Source organism: Nostoc sp., assembly GCF_036917235.1.
Lineage (GTDB): Bacteria > Cyanobacteriota > Cyanobacteriia > Cyanobacteriales > Nostocaceae > Nostoc.
On the sequence record NZ_JBALDU010000012.1, the window covers coordinates 132,574 to 151,691 of the forward strand.

The following is a 19,118-nucleotide window of genomic DNA, read 5'->3' on the forward strand; positions in this document are numbered from 1 at the left end:
TGCTATGCGTGCTGCCATTTCACTTTTAATATCGAGTCTGGTGTTCGGCCCCTTAGCTTTTAACTGCCAAGCAATGGTCAATCACTTATCAACAGGGCTGCCTTCCACGCCTACTTCGGAACAGTGGCTCTCGGCGGCATCTGAACAAGCTTCAGATGATGCGCCACGTCATCGCGGTAGTGGGCGCAGAGAAGTGACACAAAAAGTCCGAAATATCTATGCTATGGTTTAACTACTGTAGGGTAATACCTCTTTTTCCAAAGGAACAGAATTACCAGAAAACAGGATGTTGTGCTAACATTTCTTACACAGCTTTTCTGGCAGAGATATATACAGTTGACACACGAAAGTCTTCAGCGATCGCTTAGTATTTCAACTGCAAACTTTGTATATATAATAGTTGGTCTCAATCCTGCCGATCAAAACGCAAATCAAATTAAGTGCTTTGATCGATAGCATTACCAACTCCTCAAAAGCTCTACAACTGTTGCTCATATTCGGTAGAAAGCTTTCCATCTCAATCCTCAACGGTTCTAGAAATAGATGTTACTTAGGCTATCAGTTAATCTAAAGTACATCTAATTCAGACATTTTGTTTGTTGAGGAAATAGTCTTAAGGCAACTTCACTTTATTCCCCATCACTTTATTCCCCAAGAGATTTTCTTCTCATACATTCAGTAGCTGATTATCTACATAAGCAAGTAACCGATCTTCGCTCTGACATCTGTTTAGCGTCCCTTGCCGAAGCATAAAATCCCCTTCGTTTCATTTCTTGCTTATCTAGCGTATAGATTCACATAAGTAGTATAGGTTTATTGCACTTGCTAACAAATCTACTATTCTTTACCTACTTTTGCCCCTTGGTTCGTTCTCCTCGTAGATGGCTCCCAACAAAATAAGTGTTAAGAAGGATCTGCCAGATCATCTTAGTCTTTTTAACTATTTTACACCCAAGGCCAGATGCAAAGTTTTGCATTTGGTCTTTTTAGATGAATTTTACTTAAAGAAAAGGGAGTGGGGAGCAGCACTTCTCTATGAGAGGCTGCGCTCAGTGACCAAGTAGAAGTTTCAGTAAGTTTTTCCCCTCTGCCTCTTGTGCCCAATGCCCTTTTACACCGTTGTTTTCTTGCGGTTATTTTCTCTTCCCTGGATGCCGTTGAGGAACATTGGCACAAACTTGTCGATAAACGTCTGTGGATCTCGCTGCCAAGCCTTTTGTGCAGCCTGAATCCTAGTAAATTGCAATTCAGGTGCTAGCAAAGTCTGGGGTAAGCGTTCCATCAGGTATTGAGGACGTTGCCAAAGCGGCATGGTATTTGCCACTTCCATCAGGTTGGCAACTCGCCGTAGTTCTGCACCTAAGGTGATATCCATTCCCGATTCAAACGCAGCTTGTTCGATTGCGGTATATTTTCGCTTGGCTTGCTCTACCTTTTGCTGATGTTCTGGACTCTTACGCGCAATCTCTCCTAGCCAACGATTACCCCAGCGCACGTGTCCTGCTTCCTCTGGGAGAATTTTTTCAATCGTTTCCCGAATCTTAATGTTTTCTTCTGTCTGCGGTGCTTGTTTAAGCGCGTGAATGTGAGCAGAGAAATACTCACAGCCCCGTTTTTCGGTGACGTTAATGGCAGCAAGGGAAGAAATCACAAAATCTTCGAGGTTTTGGACTGGATCTTGTTGTTCGCTATCGAGTAGACGTTCAAATTCATTGATATATGAGGAACCGGGCGGCTTTCCAATATCTGCTCCCATATCTGTCAACAAGTCAGTTAGCCACATGGCATGACGAGCTTCATCTGAGATGTGACGAGACAAATCTCGCACTAGTTCTCGCGGCTGTCCATTCAGTTGTTCAATTAGCTCTGTGAGGTCTTTGCAACTGTGTTGTTCGCTGTAACGGTAGCGGTTGAGGGTAATGAGATGGATTTCGCGATCGCATACCACCCGTTTTAATATATCTCTGGCACTCAAAACATTCTGAAATTTACGCGGGTAGGTAACTGTCATAAATTATGTAAATTTTTGTAAATCTTTATTTGATAGTAACTTAATTTTTGCGAGTGCTGTATTTGTGCCGCTCCAGCGAAAAAAAGAGTAAAAGTTACAAGAATTAATCACTTGAGGTGAACTAAGTGTAAATAAAAGTAACGAATAAATGTTCAGTCTTGGGTAAAGTGTGTTTTTAAGGTCAGACCAATCTGAAGCTAGATGATTTTAGTTGTCAAAAGTGGTTTTGAGAGATTTTCCCCCAAAGCCGGAAAACTGTAGGCAAAACAAAATATAAATTTTTGTAAAAAGTAGCTTATGCTACAGAATTTTTGTTATATTAGTCTTGTGAGGAAAGAAAAATTATATATTCACGAAATAGAGAGGACTATGGTTATGTCTATTGCAGATAAATCTCGTGCATTAATGGTACGCGAACATCAACAAGTCAAGAATCGCCAACAATCAATGCTGATGCGTGCGGCACAAGAACTTGGTCTTCCTGAAGAAGTATCTCACTACTGGAACCCGATTCAAGGGAAAGTAGATGCTAGCAGTCGGATGATTTATGGCCCCAGCCACGCTTCCATGAGCTAAGTTTCAGGAATTCTAAGCTGGATTTTTTGAGTCAATGTCTCAACTGACAAGTCTGAAAAAAAAGCCACCCTTTACTTTAGGGTGGCAAAACTTATTACTTTTTAGTTAGATACGACTCTTCATTAAGCATCGTAGTAGAGGTAAAACTCGTAGGGATGAGGACGTAGTTGCAACTGCTTGGCTTCGTTAAGCTTGTAGTCAATCCAATTTTCGATAAAGTCTTCCGTGAATACGCCTGATTCTGTCAAGAAAGCGTGATCGTTTTCTAGTGCTTGCAATGCCAGTTCTAAAGAACTTGGAGTTGAGGGAACCTTTGCAAGCTCCTCTGGAGAGAGTTCATAGATATTCTTATCTAATGGTTCACCAGGATGGATTTTGTTCTTGATGCCATCAATACCAGCACAAAGCATTGCAGCAAATGCCAAGTAGGGGTTAGATGTAGCATCTGGACAACGGAATTCCAAACGTTTTGCTTTGGGGTTCTTACCAGATAGAGGAATACGGATAGAAGCAGAACGGTTCCCTTCGGAGTAAGCCAAGTTAACAGGAGCTTCATAACCAGGTACTAAGCGCTTGTATGAGTTGGTGCTGGGGTTGGTAATTGCCAACAGCGCTGGTGCGTGTTTGAGAAGACCACCAATGTAGTGCAACGCCATATCGCTCAAACCAGCATACTTATCACCTGCAAACAGAGGTTGTCCGTCTCTCCAGATGGACTGGTGACAGTGCATTCCCGAACCGTTATCGCCAAAAATCGGTTTTGGCATGAAGGTGACGGTTTTGCCATATTTTTTGGCAACGTTCTTGATGACATATTTGTAAATCATCAACCAGTCAGCCGCTTCGATCAACTTGCCAAACTTGAAACCTAGTTCGCACTGACCACCAGTAGCAACTTCGTGGTGATGCTTTTCAATAGGTACACCTAATTCTGCCATTGTCAACAGCATCTCTGTACGGATATCTTGGAAAGAATCCGTTGGTGCAACTGGGAAGTAACCTTCTTTGAAGCGTGGTTTGTAACCTAGGTTGGGTTTTTCATCTGTACCAGCTTTACCGGAATTCCAAGCACCTTCTTCGGAGTCTAAGAAATAGTAGCCTTCGTTAGCAGTTTGGGCAAACCTAGCACTATCAAAGATAAAGAACTCAGCTTCAGGACCAAAGAAGGCTGTATCACCAAGACCACTGGAAACCAGGTAATCTATTGCTTTTTGGGCAATAACGCGTGGGCAACGGTTGTAAGGTTCACCCGTGCGGGGGTCTTTAATACTACAAATTATACTTAGTGTTGGGACTTCCATAAATGGGTCAATCCAAGCAGTGTTGGGGTCGAGTACCATCGTCATGTCCGATTCGTTGATCGCTTTCCAACCCCGAATGCTGGAACCATCAAAAGCTACGCCATCAGTGAATGCAGTCTCATCGATTTGGTTTTGGTACAGTGTGAGGTGCTGCCAAGTCCCTACTGTATCGATGAATTTGAGATCAATCAGTTGAATTTTCTCATCTTGAATTCTCTTCAAGAGTTCTTGTGGTGTTGTCATTGTTACTCCTTCTCTACCAATTTCCTAAAGTCAACCAGAATCTTACATTGCATCCTAACCCTGCTGATCTCAATCAGGCCGTGACACACCAGAAATATCTTAAATACTAGACATTAGCTGATTTTGTAGCTTGTACTACAGATATCTGGATTATCAGGTTATATTAACCTTTCGGCGATCATCTGTACAAAACTGGAAAGTTCATCATATAGGGGTCAAATTTGGCATAAAATCCTTATGTAGTAGATAGATTGTTTTTGTGCCGAATCTATTTTTAATAGCACAAAAATTTACTGGTGCATAAGTGCAGCCAAATAAATATCAAACCATAAATAGCAATGATTGGGAGAAGAAGGAATGCGCGATGCGGTAACAAGTTTAATTAAGAATTATGACTTAGCTGGTCGGTATTTTGACCGGAATGCGATCGATAGCCTAAAGTCTTACTTTGATAGTGGTACAGCAAGAGTACAAGCGGCGGCGGCAATCAATTCTAATGCGGCTGCACTTGTTAAGCAAGCTGGTTTGAAGTTATATGAAGAACTGCCAGAATTGATTCGTCCTGGGGGAAATTCTTATACGACTCGTCGTTATGCGGCTTGTCTGCGGGATTTAGACTACTACTTGCGTTACGCCACCTATGCGCTGGTTGCTGGAAACACAAATGTATTGGATGAACGAGTGCTGCAAGGGCTGCGGGAAACTTACAATTCTCTAGGAGTGCCTATTGGGCCTACTGTTCGCGGTATCCAAATTCTCAAGGATCTGATTAAGGAACAAGTAGCAGCAGCCGGTGTGGTTAATACTGCTTTTGTAGATGAACCCTTCGATCACATCACACGCGAGTTGAGCGAGATAGATATTTAGATTTTAAGTGGGCAAGGTGTCTGCCCCGACATAAACTTAAATAGCGATCGCACTTTGTCTGTGTTGGGAAAGAGCGATCGCTTTTTTTTGAACTCTACGAGGCTTTGAAAAGGGCTTTATTTAAGTTTTCGCCGCCAGATGGTAACATCGCACCTCTGTAAAAATAATTTTGCTAGATTAAAGCTGTGTTTTGGGAACTATCTTTCGACTAATGCCAGCCAGAGACATCTACCACGCCGCAGTTATTAAAGCACTTACAGCAGATGGTTGGACAATAACCAACGATCCCTTATACCTTGCATACGGGGGTAGAGAACTTTACGTAGATATTGGAGCAGAAAGAGTTACCATTGCTGCTGAGAGAGACGATCAAAAAATAGCTGTTGAAATCAAAAGTTTTCTGAGTCCTTCTCCTGTGAATGATCTCCAGGAAGCTGTAGGACAGTATGAAGTTTATCGCAGTGTGCTAAAAGAACTACAACCAAAACGCCAACTTTATTTAGCAGTTCCCAAGCGAGTTTACGAAGGTATATTTTCTGAACGCTTTGGTCAGCTAATTCTTAATAGTATAGGAATAAACCTAATTGTCTTTGACGAGCAACTAGAAAGGATTATCAGATGGATAAGCTAGCTCGGTATCGTGAAATTATTCGTCAGTTGATATTTGACTATGCTAGTCACAAACCTGCTAACGGTCAAATAGAGACAGAAGCAGTCATTGACTTGGAGCGAGACCACTACGAAGTGTTACACATTGGCTGGGATGGAGTGCGCCGCATACATGGTTCGGTGGTACATATAGATATTATTAATGATAAAGTGTGGATTCAATATGATGGTACTTCTGTTCCAGTAGCAGAGGTATTATTAGAAGCAGGTATCTTGCGCGAAGATATTGTTTTGGGTTTCCATCCTGCTGAACTACGGCAATACACGGATTTTGCTGTATCTTAATTATCTAAATATTGTGTATTTGCAAAGAATAATATATTAAGTAGCGATCGCTCCTAAATGAAACGCATTAGCCTATCTTATCTGGACTAGAACCGCTATAAGCCACAATAGAAGTTGCCGATGTTTGAGGCGCTGATTATGGAAGAATTATTAACTCTGAAAGACTTGCTTGTTAAGGGCGATGTTCAAGGAGCATTGATTATAGTTGAAGAATTAACAGAGATGAGCCAAAATGATATCATCAAGACGATTCGTAGCTATGCAGTGATTTTGCTGTTGCATCTGATTAAACAACAAGCTGAAAATCGCACGATTCGCTCTTGGGAAGTCTCTATTCGGAATTCGGTTCTGGAAATTCAGCGGGAAAATAAGCGGCGTAAAGCTGGAGGTTATTATCTCACGCCAGAAGAATTGTTAGAAATCTTAGCAGAAGCCTATTTAAATGCCAGTAATAAGGCTTCTCTAGAAGTAGAAGAAGGTCGCTATGAGACAGAAGAATTAGACAAGCTGGTTAACCGAGAAGAAATTATTAATCGTGCTTTGACTTTAATCTTACCAGGAGAGTCTAGTTAATTGGCGAAACAGCGACTCGACACACTATTAGTAGAATTAAATTTATGTTCTTCTCGCGCCTTAGCACAGCGGCTAATTCAGGCGGGGGAAGTTACTGTTAATCAGCAATTAGTTGATAAACCTGGAACAGAAGTTGATATTGCAGCTCAAATCAATATTAAAGAGCGATCGCCTTTTGTTTCTAGAGGCGGTGAAAAACTCTCTAAAGCTTTGTCAGTATTTGCTATTCCAGTAGTAGAGCGCATTTGTTTAGATGGGGGAATTTCTACTGGTGGTTTTACTGATTGTCTTTTGCAAGCTGGAGCAAAACAAGTTTACGGCATTGATGTCGGTTACGGACAAGTTGACTGGCGGTTGCGAAACGATCCACGGGTGATTTTGCGGGAACGCACCAATTTACGGCAACTACGACCAGATGAGTTATATGGTGAAAATGACCCGATTCCTGATTTGGCGGTGGTTGATGTATCGTTTATTTCTTTAACGAAAATTCTGCCTGCTTTGTGGCAACTAACTCAAGCTAACCGAGAAGCTGTATTGTTAGTCAAGCCACAGTTTGAAGTCGGTAGATCCCGTGTGGGTAAAAAAGGTGTTGTGCGCGATCCAAACGACCAAGCTGATGCCATTTTCCAGGTTTTGCAAGCTGCCCACGAATTAGGATGGAAATACAAAGGCTTAACTTGGTCGCCTCTCACTGGCCCGGCTGGGAATATCGAATATCTGCTGTGGTTGGGAATGGACAGTGAAATACCACCACTTGATTTAGAAGCAATTAAGCTAATAACGCAATCAGCAACAACTGATTTACGGAAAAATTAAAGAAGAATGCAGAATTCAGAATTCAGAATCAATTAGTGGGGACTTAAACCCACTCATCTCTACTCGGACTCCAATTCATACTGAATTCTGACTCCTGACTCCTGACTCCTGAATTCTTTCTTCTTAAACGTCGTAGATCAAACATTCTACGGAAGCTGGATGGCGATCGCAATAATTTTCCAAAGAGGTTTTGTTTGGTTTTGCTTGTTGTTGATGAGCTTTCTCAGCTTGTAATTCTTCTACAATGTCCCAAGCTACAGCACAACCAGCAGAATCGCTCCCATCAAGCTCACAAGTTGTCCGGGCTTCAGTAATGGCTTCAGTAATGGCTTCTTCAAGATTTGCTGCCTTAGCAGTTTCAAATTTTAGGGTAGTTGTCACGATCGTTTCACCTTTAATTTACGCAGATAGATATTAGGAAATAGGGAATCGTTTTATTTCCTATAACCTGTTCCCTCAATCTTGCATCCCAAATTCGGAATGTCAGTCAATTGTCAGAGGAGTTTGATAGAAGTTGATAAACACTTATAAACGGTAACAAATGCTTAATAAATCTTATTTATTCTCAATATTTTATACCTAACTCTTGTCGCAGACGATACAGAATTGTATTCTGGTCAACTTGAGATAAAATTTCTTGAATGACACTGCTAGCGCCCAACTGTCCCCAAGTGCAGCCTTTTTCGAGATACACCTGAGCGGCTTTGCCAACAGAGTACGCACCATAGCCGGCGATACCAGCTTGAGCGATCGCACTGCCAGCAAAAGCAGTAATATTGCTGGGATTATCACCACTAGTTATTGCAGCCGTAGTTTTACCTAAACCCAAAATAAAACTACTACCTAATTCTCCCAGTAGCAAGCCACCAGAACTAAATAAAATCGTTTTTAAAATTTTTCCGGCTTCATAGCTAGTCATCGGCAAACCATATAATCTAGCGAGAGCGCGAATTAAAGCTAAATCAGCAACAGTTCCGCCAAGGATATCTAAAAAGGCGATGGGATTGAGCATTACTGCCAAGGCTTTGTATTTGGTAAATTGCCAAATAATTTCTTCGGCTTCCTTTTCGCGTAAATCGATGGTTTTTTGAGCGATGGCGGCTTCTGCATCCCGTGCTTGGATGAGTGCATTTAAAGCCAGAAGCGATCGCCCTTCCCGATTGAGAATATTCAGAATTATCTCTTTGAGTTCGTCTACTTGCGGTGGTGGTGTTTCCCATTCATAAGTTACACGCCCATCAGGCCATTCAACCCGGACTTCCATTGCTGCTGGTTCCGCTGCCACCATCACAATTTCATCAGGTAGTAGAGGCTTTGCTTCAGGATGTCCCGCACCCAGTTGTTGTAAATTTTGGTAAATTGCTCCTTGGTCTGTATCTGGGTAAAGGTCTATTTTGTTAAACACTAAAATCAGAGGTTTTTGCGATCGCCTTAATTGCAGCAGCGCTTGATACTCAGTACGAGTGATATCACCAGACACAACAAACAAAATCAAATCTGCCTGATGTACTACTTCTCGTGCCATATCCGCCCGTGACTCCCCCTCAATTTCATCTAATCCAGGGGTATCAATTAACTCTACCAGTACCTTATCACTAGGCTGCCACCGCACGGAACGGGGCCATTGAGTGACACCATTCAGGGGCCCAGTTTGCAAAATCTTGTCTCCCAACAAGGCATTTAAAACTGCTGACTTTCCCCGACTCACCAAACCAAAGACAGCAATTCTAATGACGTTTGAATCTAGCTTGTTGAGTGTGGCATTCAAAGCTTCCAATTCTGGTTTCATCAAACCTAACAATTCTGGGTTAGATGATAACTGTCCTGACTTACGAAGATATCCATACCAAGAAAGCGCTTGTCTAAGACTGGCGCGGGCACGATTTAAGTGAGTTTCTTGCAGATTACGATAAACCGACATAATATCAACACTTTTAGCTTTCACTCTCTCTAAAATGCTCATCCAATGCTCAAAACACTTACTTTCAGCATTTGATTGTGAATAATAGGTATGAATTCGTACTCATTAACCATGCTTAACTAATGCTCACTTTTTCAATCCCATTATCAGGGAAAGGAAAAGTTAAACATACCTCTCTATCTTATATCCCTAAGTTCTTGGACTAATAATCTATATATAGGACATAAAAAGTCTCTAATTTTATGAGGTCAGAGATTAGGTGTTTTATAAATCTTAAGAAAGATGTAACTAATGGATAGCTCCAAAGAGGACTAACGCCAAAATCTACACTTAGATCGGAGGCGTATTGGCTCCGGCTTTGTTCAGTTTTAGTCTGGTTTGAAATCCTCTTATGTGACTCTCTTCTCTACAAGAGGCTGCCCCAACATGACGTTACGCCTAGCTTGCTTCCCTGTAAGCGTACAATTTTGAAATTTTAATTTTGAATTATCAATCTGGGTATCCTAAGAAAGACAAGGTTAGATGATATAGACAAAGGCACAAAGTTTATAACTTATCTATGAGTAGAGAAAACAACTATAATTTCTACTACAAAAACTGATTGAACAATTAGCCAACTCATTCTATAAAAAGAAGAGCGCTGAGTGCGGTCAATCATGAAGGTAAAGGCTCGTCTACACCCTCATACCAATTTTGCGATGCCTGCGATAAATGCTCGCCTACGCAGATGGTGAGAACTTTGATTGAGCGAGTTTTCCCATAAGTGCAGCCTGAAATTCTGGACTTGTAGGAGCAATCTTTTTCAGATTAAGACATAGATACTAATTATATAAGAATTTGAGGAACAGCCATGCAAGGAAATGAGCGGGAAAAAATACGCCATCTATTGGTCATTCAAGACCTGGAAGGGCGGCGAACTGTCCCCTTGCGAGAGACTACTTATTCTCTGGGGCGGCATCCTGCAAACACTATTGTCTTGGCTTCTCGGTCAGTATCAATGCAACATGCAATTTTATTGCGAGTAACTGTTCCAGAAACTGACCAATATGGCTTCCAGATTATTGATGGTAACTATAAGGGTAAAGGAAGTACTAATGGCTTATTTGTAAATGGCACTAAATGCTTTTCTCATAATCTTAGGCATGGAGATATCATTGCTTTTGGCAGCAATAAAGCTCAAGCTAAATATTATGCTATTTCCAATATTTCCGAACAAGCATTTTCTGAATCTTTTGATGTTGAAGACTTATCTGGTTTCTTCTCAGAGCAAGCCAGTCCTGCCAATCCGTTTCAAACCTTAGCCATCGATCCCAGCTTTGAAGCAGCTAGTGAGTCTGCTCTAGCTCGCCTGGCATCCTTTCCTGAACTCATCCCCAATTCAATTATTGAGATGGATTTCGAGGGAAGAATTACTTATCTCAATCCAGCCGCAGCTATCAAGTTTCCCAATCTTAGGGAAGTGGGGACAGAACACCCGATCTTAACGGGACTCTTGATTGGAGTTAATAATCTAGAAAAAAATTCTTTTGTGCGTGAGGTGGAAGTAGGTACAGAAGTTTTTGAACAATCCGTACTTTATCTTCCTGAAAGTGATTTAATTAGAACTTTTATTATTAGAGATATTACAGAGCAAAAGCAAGCTACAGCCGAACTGCGCCAGCGCGATCGCTTGCTACAAGCAGTTGCAGAAGCTGCCAATTATTTGCTGGGAGAAATGAATTACGAAACTGGTATCGATCTAGCTCTAGCTGTACTGGGTGAAGCTGCCAAGGCAGATCGTGCCTATCTCTTTCAGAACCATCTTCATCCTATTACAGAGGAAATGGCAGTCAGCCTAAAGTTTGAATGGACACAATCTTTTATTGAATCTACCCACCACCATTGGCAGAATCAGCCTTATCAAGCTTCTGAATTAGCCCGTTGGTATACAGTTCTCTCTAGCGGCCAGTCAATTAACGGTATCACTCAAAAATTTCCTGTCGCCGAACAAGAATTCTTGATTCGAGATGGCATTAAATCCATTCTCTTGGTACCTCTTCGCTTGGATAATGATTTCTGGGGGTATCTTGGCTTGGCAGACTGCACCTTTGAGCGTCATTGGTCAAAGCATGAAGAATCTACTCTTTTGACCATGGCCGCCAGTATTATTGGTGCGCGGCAGCGTCAGCACGTGGAAGAAAAGATTCGCTATCAAGCCCTCCATGACTTGCTCACAGGGTTGCCCAATCGTCTACTATTTAATGAGCTGCTCAGTAAAACTCTGCCCAACGCCACTCGCAATGGCGAAAGTTTAGCTGTGATTTTTCTCGATTTGGATCGCTTCAAGGTCATTAATGATACTCTGGGGCATACTCTGGGAGACCAATTGTTACAAAGCGTCTCTCAAAGATTAAAAGACTCACTCAGAGGTGGAGACACTGTAGCCCGTTGGGGAGGCGATGAATTTACTATTTTACTCCCACGAGTCAATGATATTGAAGAGGTAACTTTGGTGGCAGAGAGAATCTTACAAGCCTTAGAGGATGCTTTTCATCTCCAAGAGCATGAACTTTATGTAACTGCTAGCCTCGGTATTGCCTTACTTGATAGCAACAGCCCTGACACCGAAACACTAATCCAGCACGCAGATGCTGCTCTGTACTACGCCAAAGACAAAGGGCGGAATAACTACCAATTTTACAGTGTCTCCCTGAGTGCTAAAAATCCTGAACTCCTGACTTTAGAAAAGAGCTTGCGCTATGCCCTAGAACGCAATGAATTTAAGCTTTACTATCAGCCTCGTGTGAACATTGCCACAGGAGAAATTACTAGTATGGAGGCTCTGTTGCGTTGGCAGCACCCAGAAATGGGATTGGTCGCCCCCAGTGTATTCATTCCCCTGGTCGAAGAAAGTGGATTAATTGTCCCCATCGGCGAATGGACTCTACAGACGGCCTGTAGCCAAAATAAAACATGGCAAGATGCTGGATTGCCACCGATTAAGATCGCTGTCAATCTTTCTCTGAAGCAGTTCCGCCAACCCAAATTGGTAGAAACTATAGCTAGGATTTTACAACAAACAGGTCTGGAAGCCCGCTTTTTAGAATTAGAAATTATGGAAACCACAGCGATTGAAGACTTAGATTTTACCAGAAGGGTGTTAGAGGAGCTAAAACAAATGGGTATTTACATCTCCATTGATGACTTTGGTACGGGTCATTCTTCGCTCTCGCGCCTACAGCTTTTGCCACTCCATAATCTGAAAATAGATAAATCTTTCATTCAATATTTGACACAGGATGCCAAAGTAGCTCATATTATCCAGGCCATAGTTACCTTGGGACACAGCTTGGGATTAAAGTTAACAGCCGAAGGGGTAGAAAAAGAAGAGGAATTGGAATTCTTGAAATCTATCAACTGCGAGGAGGTACAGGGCTTTTTATTCTACCGCCCACTTTCTGGACAGAAAGCAACAGAAGTTCTCGAAAGCAAACGACCAACGATCTAGACCAGTGAGGATACAATAACATTCATCGTCCTGCTGCCGACCTTTTTCGTCCTATGCTACCAGTCATATATTCCGACGAATTTTTAGATCACAAGACTGGAAAATACCATCCCGAAAAACCAGAACGTTTAAGTGCGATCGCAAACGCCCTAAAAGCAGCTACATTTGCTGATAAAATCACCTGGCACTTGCCTACAGCAGCATCAGAACAGCCATCACTGATGTCTTCGTTGGTTAAAGCTCATAGCCCAGACTACATCAAAAAACTTTGGCAAATTGCCTCTAGTGGCGGCGGCCCTTTGGATGGAGATACTCCAGTTTCTCCACGCAGTTATGATGTGGCATTGTTGGCAGTCAGTGCATGGTTAGATGGAGTTGAGGTTGTGTTAGGGTCGGCTAATCCTGCTTTTGTACTAGCGCGTCCCCCAGGACACCATGCTGAAAGTGATGCAGGGATGGGCTTTTGCCTATTTTCTAATGCCGCGATCGCCGCTTTATTTGCTTTAGAACAATCTGGAATTAACCGCGTCGCCATCCTTGATTGGGATGTACATCATGGTAATGGTACTCAGTCTATTGTAGAAACTTATCCCCAAATTGCTTATTGCTCGTTACATCAATACCCGTGTTATCCCGGTACTGGCAGAGCTACAGAACGCGGTTTTCACAATAATGTCCTCAATTTGCCTATAGCCCCAGGTAGCGATATTACAGTATATCAGCCACTATTTGAAAACAAGGTAGTACCGTTTTTAGCCAACTTCCAGCCAGATTTACTAATTGTGAGTGCTGGTTACGATGCCAATGCGGAAGATCCTTTGGCAAGTATCAATTTGCAACCAGAAGACTATGCTTTATTTACTGATTATTGTTTGGGGTTAACTCGTAAGATTCTGTTTGGCTTAGAAGGTGGCTACGACTTTGATACTCTTTCGCAATCAGTTGTAGCGACGATTGAACGCTGCTTACTTTAAGCTTGTCTTGTTTATCCTATTTCACGACATAACTGATATATATACCGACGATCGCAGTTACCAAGGGTAATAGCCTAAATTCTCTGCGAAGATTTGGGAATACTGAATACTGACACGGTTATAGCTGACATACAGTTATGAAAATTTCTCACAAACTGGTTGCAAGCTTTGTTGGTGTTTCCTTATTCAGAATTGTAGTTGATGCGGTTGCGATCGCCGACAATGGTTGTGCGATATCTGAAACAGTGCGATCGTGCCCAATACCTTTCAGGAGTGCTGAGTGGGGAATCTCACTTCTTTACTCAGCACGGGCTAAACGCCTCGCTTCCGCTAACGCAACTCGAAACGGGCTAAACCTTAGCTATCCGCTAACGGAACTGTTTTGCCCCATTCTACATTCCCTTTTTTATCAACTTCATAGAATCTTCAGAAAGAAAAATTTTCAGCGGGGTTCTGAAAGAGCTAAAGTTTTGTTAAGATGCAATTGCTAGCAGTTTCTCAGCGAAATTCACCTATCGGGGTGTGGAGAAATAAAAAGCACAAGCAGCACAAATTCCAAAAGGTGAAGCAATGACCACCTATATTTTTTTCGATGAAGCCCTACGAATGCTGACCAACGCCTATTTGATATCAGTAGTACTGTTAATGGCAGCTTCTGGTATAGGTTTGGCGGTGATTGAGACAATAGAAAAGACAGGAGAACGCTAAGTTTACGGATGGCAATGTAGTTCCTGCCAAAAACCTTTAGATACAAGTGTTCGCCGTGAATAAATCCTGGGAACACTAAAGGATGAAAGTCTTATAGCGTTACACTCTTACCTGTAAATCTACCAAACATACAGCTAACAGTAACGCTATTGGGACTCTAACCAAGGAGCTACTACAATGGGTCTATTCGACGCTGTGTTGGGTACAGAAAGCCAAACCCAAGCAGCACTCAATCCAGCGGAAGCTTTTGCTGTCATTATATTGACGGCAACGGCTTCAGACGGTTATCTTTCTGTTGAGCAAGCAAATTCTACCATTTCGGTGCTGTCTCGGATGAAACTTTTTAAAAGTTATCCCAATGAAATGATGAACAAGCTGTTTGACAAAATCTTGGGCATTCTCCAGGGTGATGGCTTTAATGCTTTGTTTAATGCAGCCAAAGATTCTTTGTCTCAAGAGTTGCGGGAAGCAGCTTTTGCAGTAGCCACCGATTTAGTCCTAACTGAAGGTATTATACCTGAAGAAGAAAAAAACTTCTTAAATGATTTATATCAAGCTTTAGGGGTTTCTAGTGAGATAGCAATACAAATTGTGGAAGTAATCTTAATTAAAAATCGCGCATAGGGCAATCGAACATAACTTGTTATGCCCATTGTCCTTACTTGATTAAACTGTATAAGTAGCTTATAAACAAAGTGTGGCAAGGAAGTTTAGCTTCTTTGCCACTATTTTTTGCTGTTCTTTGATTATTTATTTGCGATCGTTCAATATCGATTAGAGATATTGCATTACAACGTCTCTACATCGATCGTATAAATTATCTCATCTCAACAATATTATGTCATAATTCGATTTTATGATTTTGAACTTTAAATTGTAAATTGCTTATGCGTTGTTCTGCCACCCTAAACCAACTGGCTGAAGTTATTTTGGCCCATTCTGTAAACTTATCTGAAACTGCTTTAACACAAGTCACTAGCGGTATCCAAACAGATAGCCGTACCTTGAAACCAGGTGAAGTATTTGTCGCTTTCCGAGGCGATAAGTTTGATGGACATGAATTTGTGCCAACTGCGATCGCAAAGGGAGCAATAGCTGCAATTGTAGATTTTGAATACGAAAATCCCGGTTTTCCGGTATTACAGGTAAAAGATACTCTCAAGGCATATCAACAAATTGGCCGATGGTGGCGCGATCGCTTTAATATTCCTGTAATTGGTGTAACTGGTTCGGTGGGTAAAACTACAACCAAAGAATTGATCGCGGCAGTTTTGGCAACAAAGGGACGAGTTCACAAAACTTATGGAAATTACAACAACGAAATCGGTGTTCCGAAAACTCTGCTAGAACTTGGTGCAGAAGATAATTACGCCGTGATTGAAATGGCGATGCGGGGTAGAGGACAAATTGCCGAACTGACGCAAATAGCGCGGCCAACAATTGGAGTGATTACCAATGTGGGGACGGCACATATTGAGTTACTGGGTTCCGAAGAAGCGATCGCTGAGGCAAAATGTGAATTATTAGCCGAAATGTCTGCTGATAGTGTGGCAATTCTCAACCACGACAATCCCCTATTAATGGCTACAGCAGCGAAAGTTTGGCACGGAAAAGTTTTGACTTACGGCTTTTCTGGTGGAGATATTCAAGGGCAATTAATTGATAACGAGACTGTGGAAGTCGCAGGAATCCAACTACCTCTACCTCTACCTGGGCGTCACAATGCGACCAATTTCTTGGCGGCTTTAGCGGTGGCAAAGGTTTTAGGGATCGATTGGGCAAGCCTCAAAGCAGGTGTGAATGTAGATATGCCTACAGGGCGATCGCAGCGATTTACCTTACCCAACGATGTGGTAATCTTAGATGAAACTTATAATGCTGCACCAGAAGCTATGATTGCAGCGTTGCAATTATTGGCAGATACACCCGGAAAGCGGAAGATTGCCGTATTGGGTGCAATGAAAGAATTGGGAGAGCGATCGCAGCAGTTGCACCAGCGAGTGGGAGAAACAGTGCGAAAGTTGAATTTAGATGGCTTGTTGGTTTTGGTAGATGGACAAGATGCCGAAGCGATCGCTCTTAGTGCTGAAGGTATCCCATCGGAGTGTTTTGCAACTCATGCCGAGTTGGTGGCTAGGTTGAAGACATTTGTGCAAACAGGCGATCGTTTATTGTTCAAAGCCGCCCATTCTGTGGGACTAGATCGGGTAGTCAATCAATTACGTGTAGAATTTCCCAAATGATATCACTAGAAACTCAACGTCTCATACTCCGAGATTTTAGTTAGAGTACTCCAAGTAAAAAAATGCTCAATTGTCATTGCAAGCGAAGCAATCGCAAAGACTGGGATTGCTTCGCTTTGCTCTCTACGAGACGCTACGCGAACGCAATGGCGGATTTTGGATCATTTATTTTTTGGAACACTCTTATGCAAAAAATTGGAATGCAACAAGAAGGATATTTGCGACAACACCATTGGATTAAGGGAGAATGGCGAGACTCTTGGTTATATGCCATCCTTGAGCATGAATGGAGAGGCGTCTATGGATGATTATTCTGAAAATATCAATCATCCATAGACAACTGATAGACTTCAGTTGGAAAGACTAGGACTGTTACTGTAGCGTCTTTGAAAAAGAATTGCTGCCAAATTAGTCACCAAACAGGTGATTGCTAGCCACAGCAAAATATAAGTAGGAGCCATCACCACGCCAATCTGGAACCAAGTATATACATGCAGTATCATTACAGAAGCGAAAAAACTGGCAATTCCAGCAGATTGCCACACTTGATGCGATGGGCGGCGTAACACCACCAGGCTCATCGTTAAAATTGTGACAAGCAAGTTTGCTGGTACGAGAAATGCACAAATACTTATGCAGTTGCCACGAGAGAACTCAGCTAAGGTATTCAAATCGAGCATTAATTTTCTTGGGATAGATGTTAACTTTTTAAGAATTTAGTTTGTTGTATTTAAAATAACGAAATATTAAGGTATGAGTGAGTAATCACATTGCAAATATAACATAATTTGAACTATTGAGTTACCTTTTGATAGTACCAATAGTTAGTTAATTATAAAGATTTTGGATAAGTAGGGTGGAAAACACCCACCCTAGCTGAATTAACCCGGTAAAATTACCGTATCGATAACGTGTACCACACCATTATCAGCTTCGATATCTGCTGCTAAGACTGTGGCATTTTTAACTTCAAAACCATCAGAAGAATGAATTTTAATGGGTGAACCTTCCACAGAATTAACCGTACCGAGTTGTGCCAAATCAGCCTGTAGCAGCTTTCCTGGAACGACATGATACTTTAAAATCCGCGCTAGCTGGGGAATATTCTGTAACAGAGTTTGGATAGTTCCCGCTGGTAACTTGGCAAAAGCATCGTCATTTGGTGCAAAGACAGTGAACGGGCCAGGACTTTTTAATGTTTCTACTAAACCAGCAGCTTGTACAGCCGCCACCAGTGTTTTAAACGACTCAGACGTAACTGCAATATCAACAATATCAGCCATATATCTTACCTAAATCTCTGCAAAAGATTTTAAAGGATAATAAACCTATTTTAAGTTTTATGAAACAAAATAAATTTAAAATCAGGCGTTGAATAAACTACACCTAGACGCGTACTCCCGTCAGACATCGCCTTATGATGTTTCTAGGAAAATTCCGTTATATAAAGAAATGTCCGATCGCACGTATGCCATTCTGGGAACTGGAGCATTAGGTGGATTCTATGGCGCCAGACTGCAAAAAGCTGGGTTGGATGTCCACTTTTTGCTCAAGAGTGATTACGAACAGGTAAAGAAATATGGTTTAGTGGTAGAGTCCAAAGACGGTGACTTTACCCTTCCTGAAGTCCACGCCTACAACGACGTAGAAAAGATGCCACAATGCGACGTGGTAGTGGTGGCACTAAAGACGACGCAAAACCATTTACTACCAAAGATGTTGCCACCTATAGTTAAAGATAATGGGGTGGTGTTGGTATTACAGAATGGACTTGGTGTAGAAGAGGAAGTCGCTGAAATTGTTGGTAATGTAACGGTTATCGGTGGACTGTGCTTTTTATGTTCTAACAAAGTGGGGCCAGGGCATATACACCACCTAGACTATGGGCAAATTAACTTCAGTGAATATACCCCTAACTATCAGCCTAGCGGGATAACTGAGAGGATTCAGCAAATTGCTGATGACTTTGAAAGCGCTGGTATCTCAATTGAATTAGCTGAAGATTTACTACTAGCACGTTGGAAAAAGTTGGTGTGGAATATCCCGTACAATGGGCTTTCTGTGATTCTCAACGCTAGAACTGATGAATTAATGGCGTATGAGTACACTAGCAAGTTAGTCGAACAGTTGATGTATGAAGTAGCGGCGGGAGCAAAAAGTTATGGGCGGATTATTAGCGATCGCTTCATTCAAACAATGCTGGATTATACTGTCAAAATGACGCCTTACCGCCCCAGCATGAAAATTGACTACGACGAACATCGTCCCTTGGAAATAGAAGCAATTTTCGGCAACCCATTACGAAAAGCCCAAGCAGTAGGTGTGGATTTAGTGCAGATTAGCTGTTTATACCACCAGTTGAAGTTTTTAGATGCCAGGGAAAAGTGAGGGAGAAGGGGGAGACAAGAGAGGCAATTCTTTACTCCTAACTCCCCCAATTT

The 19,118-nt window shown here is 41.9% G+C and carries 21 protein-coding genes; 15 read left to right on the plus strand and 6 right to left on the minus strand.

Annotated elements, in window-relative coordinates; all coding sequences use genetic code 11:
• Window positions 1–4: 4 nt before the first annotated feature.
• A complete protein-coding gene (gene patX / locus V7K44_RS04500) occupies window positions 5–232 on the plus strand; it encodes a heterocyst-inhibiting protein PatX (RefSeq protein ID WP_334929027.1) in 228 nt (75 codons plus the stop codon).
• Between the two features lie 879 nt (window positions 233–1,111).
• Here patX and V7K44_RS04505 read toward each other — a convergent pair.
• On the minus strand, window positions 1,112–2,011 hold the full coding sequence (locus tag V7K44_RS04505) for a ferritin-like domain-containing protein (protein ID WP_334929029.1): 900 nt from the start codon (window positions 2,009–2,011) through the stop codon (window positions 1,112–1,114).
• 375 nt (window positions 2,012–2,386) lie between these two features.
• On the opposite strand from V7K44_RS04505, the gene V7K44_RS04510 reads away from it, so the two are divergent.
• Window positions 2,387–2,587, plus strand: a complete 201-nt coding sequence (locus V7K44_RS04510) for a hypothetical protein (RefSeq protein ID WP_012411649.1) — start codon at window positions 2,387–2,389, stop codon at window positions 2,585–2,587.
• A gap of 122 nt (window positions 2,588–2,709) precedes the next feature.
• On the opposite strand, the gene glnA is transcribed toward V7K44_RS04510, so the two are convergent.
• The gene (glnA, locus tag V7K44_RS04515; protein WP_334929031.1) at window positions 2,710–4,131 is read right to left on the minus strand and encodes a type I glutamate--ammonia ligase; all 1,422 of its coding nucleotides are present in this window, start codon (window positions 4,129–4,131) and stop codon (window positions 2,710–2,712) included.
• A 357-nt stretch (window positions 4,132–4,488) separates the two neighbouring features.
• Here glnA and apcB point away from each other — a divergent pair, with 357 nt between their 5' ends.
• The 5 genes from apcB to V7K44_RS04540 all read left to right on the plus strand — a co-directional run bounded on the left by apcB (window position 4,489) and on the right by V7K44_RS04540 (window position 7,344).
• Window positions 4,489–4,998, plus strand: a complete 510-nt coding sequence (gene apcB / locus V7K44_RS04520) for an allophycocyanin subunit beta (RefSeq protein WP_289795133.1) — start codon at window positions 4,489–4,491, stop codon at window positions 4,996–4,998.
• A 211-nt stretch (window positions 4,999–5,209) separates the two neighbouring features.
• On the plus strand, window positions 5,210–5,629 hold the full coding sequence (locus tag V7K44_RS04525; RefSeq protein WP_334929033.1) for an element excision factor XisH family protein: 420 nt from the start codon (window positions 5,210–5,212) through the stop codon (window positions 5,627–5,629).
• On the plus strand, window positions 5,617–5,952 hold the full coding sequence (locus V7K44_RS04530) for a XisI protein (protein WP_334929035.1): 336 nt from the start codon (window positions 5,617–5,619) through the stop codon (window positions 5,950–5,952). The genes V7K44_RS04525 and V7K44_RS04530 overlap by 13 nt, the downstream gene beginning before the upstream one ends.
• Before the next feature lie 138 nt (window positions 5,953–6,090).
• Window positions 6,091–6,525 (plus strand): DUF29 family protein, encoded by a 435-nt coding sequence (locus tag V7K44_RS04535; protein ID WP_334929037.1) that lies wholly within the window; start codon window positions 6,091–6,093, stop codon window positions 6,523–6,525.
• The gene (locus V7K44_RS04540; RefSeq protein WP_334929039.1) at window positions 6,526–7,344 is read left to right on the plus strand and encodes a TlyA family RNA methyltransferase; all 819 of its coding nucleotides are present in this window, start codon (window positions 6,526–6,528) and stop codon (window positions 7,342–7,344) included.
• Between the two features lie 123 nt (window positions 7,345–7,467).
• Here V7K44_RS04540 and V7K44_RS04545 read toward each other — a convergent pair whose 3' ends face one another.
• On the minus strand, window positions 7,468–7,725 hold the full coding sequence (locus V7K44_RS04545; RefSeq protein WP_094349719.1) for a Calvin cycle protein CP12: 258 nt from the start codon (window positions 7,723–7,725) through the stop codon (window positions 7,468–7,470).
• A 184-nt stretch (window positions 7,726–7,909) separates the two neighbouring features.
• Window positions 7,910–9,307 carry a GTP-binding protein gene (locus V7K44_RS04550; protein WP_334929041.1) on the minus strand — a complete coding sequence of 466 codons (1,398 nt, stop codon included), beginning with the start codon at window positions 9,305–9,307 and terminating at the stop codon, window positions 7,910–7,912.
• A gap of 808 nt (window positions 9,308–10,115) precedes the next feature.
• On the opposite strand from V7K44_RS04550, the gene V7K44_RS04555 reads away from it, so the two are divergent.
• The 7 genes from V7K44_RS04555 to V7K44_RS04585 all read left to right on the plus strand — a co-directional run bounded on the left by V7K44_RS04555 (window position 10,116) and on the right by V7K44_RS04585 (window position 16,985).
• A complete protein-coding gene (locus V7K44_RS04555; RefSeq protein WP_334929043.1) occupies window positions 10,116–12,752 on the plus strand; it encodes an EAL domain-containing protein in 2,637 nt (878 codons plus the stop codon).
• A 53-nt stretch (window positions 12,753–12,805) separates the two neighbouring features.
• The gene (locus V7K44_RS04560; protein WP_334929045.1) at window positions 12,806–13,726 is read left to right on the plus strand and encodes a histone deacetylase family protein; all 921 of its coding nucleotides are present in this window, start codon (window positions 12,806–12,808) and stop codon (window positions 13,724–13,726) included.
• Between the two features lie 201 nt (window positions 13,727–13,927).
• A complete protein-coding gene (locus V7K44_RS04565) occupies window positions 13,928–14,080 on the plus strand; it encodes a hypothetical protein (RefSeq protein ID WP_334929047.1) in 153 nt (50 codons plus the stop codon).
• 216 nt (window positions 14,081–14,296) lie between these two features.
• Window positions 14,297–14,434: a hypothetical protein gene (locus V7K44_RS04570; RefSeq protein ID WP_190240853.1), complete on the plus strand. Its 138-nt coding sequence runs from the start codon at window positions 14,297–14,299 to the stop codon at window positions 14,432–14,434.
• Between the two features lie 177 nt (window positions 14,435–14,611).
• Window positions 14,612–15,058, plus strand: a complete 447-nt coding sequence (locus V7K44_RS04575) for a tellurite resistance TerB family protein (RefSeq protein WP_334929049.1) — start codon at window positions 14,612–14,614, stop codon at window positions 15,056–15,058.
• 263 nt (window positions 15,059–15,321) lie between these two features.
• Window positions 15,322–16,677, plus strand: a complete 1,356-nt coding sequence (locus V7K44_RS04580; protein ID WP_334929051.1) for a UDP-N-acetylmuramoyl-tripeptide--D-alanyl-D-alanine ligase — start codon at window positions 15,322–15,324, stop codon at window positions 16,675–16,677.
• Between the two features lie 185 nt (window positions 16,678–16,862).
• Complete coding sequence (locus tag V7K44_RS04585; protein ID WP_334929053.1) at window positions 16,863–16,985, plus strand: GNAT family N-acetyltransferase; 123 nt, start codon at window positions 16,863–16,865, stop codon at window positions 16,983–16,985.
• Window positions 16,986–17,027: 42 nt separating this feature from the next.
• Here the strand turns inward: V7K44_RS04585 and V7K44_RS04590 are convergent, their stop codons facing one another.
• Window positions 17,028–17,357, minus strand: coding sequence for a hypothetical protein (locus V7K44_RS04590; RefSeq protein ID WP_334929055.1), 330 nt, complete (start codon window positions 17,355–17,357; stop codon window positions 17,028–17,030).
• 201 nt (window positions 17,358–17,558) lie between these two features.
• Window positions 17,559–17,960: a fasciclin domain-containing protein gene (locus V7K44_RS04595; RefSeq protein WP_334929057.1), complete on the minus strand. Its 402-nt coding sequence runs from the start codon at window positions 17,958–17,960 to the stop codon at window positions 17,559–17,561.
• Between the two features lie 169 nt (window positions 17,961–18,129).
• Between V7K44_RS04595 and V7K44_RS04600 the strand changes: the two genes are divergently transcribed.
• Window positions 18,130–19,065, plus strand: coding sequence for a putative 2-dehydropantoate 2-reductase (locus V7K44_RS04600; protein ID WP_334929099.1), 936 nt, complete (start codon window positions 18,130–18,132; stop codon window positions 19,063–19,065).
• The last annotated feature ends 53 nt before the right edge of the window (window positions 19,066–19,118 follow it).